This window comes from Streptomyces sp. iso_384 (assembly GCF_056172905.1).
This window is the reverse complement of record NZ_JBWBTT010000005.1, coordinates 1-1,523: the sequence shown is the minus strand read 5'-3', so window position 1 is coordinate 1,523 and position 1,523 is coordinate 1. Positions and strand designations below refer to the sequence as shown.

Here is a 1,523-nt window from a genome sequence, read left to right as displayed (position 1 = left end):
GCTCCTTCCGGCTCCGCCTACAGGAGGGGCCCGCTGTGCGGGCAGCTGGCTGCAAGGGAGGGTCGGTCGGTTGGGGCGATCGTGCGCCAACCGGCCGGACCGGGCCGACCCCTGACCCTGCATCACCACCCGCACGCGGGTACCGATTGGGAATCTCCCCCACCCCCACCCGTGGCACACCACGGCGTGTGCATCACACTTTGAGGCTGTGTAGAGATCGGGAATCTGCACCACCCCCGCCGGAGCTTCGGGCGGGGTGAATATCCCGGTTTCCCTTTTCCTGCTGCGCTGCCCCGAATACGCAACAGGCAACACGGTCACTCGGGCTCTATTTCGGGGATGATTGACTCACCTCGACGAAAGGAATTCACGTGCTGACTGCTGTAATTGCGGTTCTTGGGACCCTGGCCGGATCATTCGTTACGGACGCTCTCCAGCATTTCGCGCAGCGGGCGCAGCGTGCTGCTGAGGAATTGTCTGCCCGTCGTGCGGCGGGGCTGGATGCGGTGGCGGCTTTATCGGCTGCGTTGGCGGATCACCGGCGGGCAATGGCCGTGCGGGAGGACATCCGGTTGGCCGGCGGGGACTGGAGCGCGGCCCGTACCGAAAGCCATCTGACGCGGTCCACGGTGACGGCTCCACTCCTTCAAGTGCGTCTCCTGCTGCCCGAGCTGGCCGAAGCGGCGCAGTGCGCCGTGGAGGCCGCGTACGGCATGCGGGCCGCCGACAGCACGGCCGCGCTCCAGGAGACGCGGGAACGGGCGCTCAGCGCGTCGGACGACCTGGTGACCGCCGCCGGGGCCGCGCTCGCCGCGTAGAGGCGCGTCCCAAGCGGGGCCCAGAGAGGAAATGACGTCTCTCTCCTCCAGGAGGAGACGTCATCACCGCCGCAGCGGATACCTATAGGGCCCTGAGCTGCGGTTTCAGTGCCGGATACCGCCCTGAACGGGCAATCGGGTCTCCACCCGCTTGGGTAGGACCCGACGGCTCAGCCCTTTTCGGTGGCCTCCGGTTCCGGATCGAACCGGTACGCGCCGGGGGTCTGGAAGCGCCGCTTGCCGTTCTCGATGGGCTCGAACCGCAGCCCGTACGTGACGCTGCTGCTCAGCCGGCCGTCCTTGGTCCGCGCGTTCAGGCCGCACGCCTCGAAGAACTCGTGCTCGTTGAAGTTCGGGTCGTTGTAGGCCAAGACCTGGGCCACAACCCAAGCCGCGTTCTTGGTGACCATCTCGGTCTGCTCTGGGGGCAACTGCGTGGGCGTCGCGTTGCGCCCGTCCATCTGCCGGTTGTGCCCGGCCTTGTCCGCCCGATACGGGGCATCCGACCAGTCGTGTTGCTTGATCTCGTCCTGCGGCAGAAACTCCCGGGGATCCCGGATGACGGGTACCGGCAGTGGTTCTGGCAGTACCGGCCCGCAGCAGAGGCCTTGCTCGCCGCGCACTGGGAGCGTGTGCTGAACGTTGCCGAACCCCTTGGGAGCCGCGGGCATCTGAATGGGGACGAGGCCGCCGCGCTTGCCGGGC

At 67.6% G+C, this 1,523-nt stretch carries 2 protein-coding genes; one reads left to right on the top strand and one right to left on the bottom strand.

Annotated features, from left to right (window positions below; translation table 11 throughout):
* The first annotated feature begins 650 nt into the window (after window positions 1-650).
* The gene (locus AC0VY3_RS36320; RefSeq protein WP_475551814.1) at window positions 651-818 is read left to right on the top strand and encodes a hypothetical protein; all 168 of its coding nucleotides are present in this window, start codon (window positions 651-653) and stop codon (window positions 816-818) included.
* Window positions 819-988: 170 nt separating this feature from the next.
* Here AC0VY3_RS36320 and AC0VY3_RS36315 read toward each other — a convergent pair.
* On the bottom strand, window positions 989-1,523 hold a 535-nt coding region (locus AC0VY3_RS36315; RefSeq protein WP_475551813.1), incomplete at its 5' end, for a hypothetical protein.